At 65.8% G+C, this 1,008-nt stretch carries 1 protein-coding gene; it reads left to right on the top strand.

Going from position 1 to position 1,008, the window contains the following annotated elements; all coding sequences use genetic code 11:
• The first annotated feature begins 164 nt into the window (after positions 1-164).
• Positions 165-989 carry a transposase family protein gene (locus AL2_RS35825; RefSeq protein WP_067641747.1) on the top strand — a complete coding sequence of 275 codons (825 nt, stop codon included), beginning with the start codon at positions 165-167 and terminating at the stop codon, positions 987-989.
• Positions 990-1,008: the final 19 nt, after the last annotated feature.

Below are 1,008 nucleotides of genomic sequence, written 5' to 3'. Positions count from 1 at the left end.
GAGGTTTTCCCGACAGAGCCGACTCGGGCAGTAAGGATTTCTTGGGCATGATCGGTGATGTCCGGGGAGACTCGCGGACAGACCGGGCGGGCCCCAAACCAGACGTGGAGCCCCGGTAGAAGAGGTCTCGCTACAAGATCTCGTCCGCTACCGGAAGGCTCCACGTGGTCACCTATCCTGCCATGCTCGACGTCCCGCGTGAACTCATCCGCTTCGTCGCCGGCCTGCTGCGCGCCGAACGCCGAGCACGCGGCACCAGGAAGGACACCCGGCGGCTGACCTGCTACTTCCAAGCTCTGTTCGTGATCGCCTGGTTCCGCGACAAGCCCAACATCACCCGGCACGGCGCCGCGTTCGGGCTGTCGCAGTCGACCGCCTACCGGTATCTGCACGAGGTCGTCGACGTCCTGGCCGACCAGGCCCCGGACCTGCACCAGGCCCTGGACAAGGCCGTCGCCGACGGACTGCCCCACCTGGAGATGGACGGCAAAATCTTCGACAGCGACCGGTGCCGCCACAAGACCGTGAGCGTGAAAGGGGAAACGATCGACGCCTGGTTCTCGGGAAAGACCGGCGGTTTCGGCGCCAACGTCCAGGCGTTGTGCGAACCAGACGGCTTCCCCATCTGGACCAGCGACGCCCTGCCCGGCGGAGTCGTCGATATCGAAGCGGCCCGCGCACTGGTCCTGCCGACGCTCTACCCCTACGCCACGACGATGCCGGTTCTGGCCGACCCCGGCTACCAAGGCGCAGGTCACGGCATCATCGTCCCGTTCAAGAACCCCACCGGCGGCAACGTCTTGTCCATCGACAACCGCTGCCACAACCGCCTGCAGCGCTTCCTGCGATGCCGCGTCGAACGCGGCTTCGCCCTCCTCACCGAACGCTGGACCGCACTCAAACACACCACCCTCAGCCCCAGCAGGATCGGCGACCTCGTCCGCGCGGCCCACGTCCTCACGCTCTTCGAGCACCGTCGGATCAGCTAAAAGTCACTGACAAAACCTC

This window comes from Actinomadura latina NBRC 106108 (assembly GCF_001552195.1).
Lineage (GTDB): Bacteria > Actinomycetota > Actinomycetes > Streptosporangiales > Streptosporangiaceae > Spirillospora > Spirillospora latina.
Note: the sequence above shows the minus strand (reverse complement) of the source record. Positions and strands in the feature narration are given on the sequence as shown.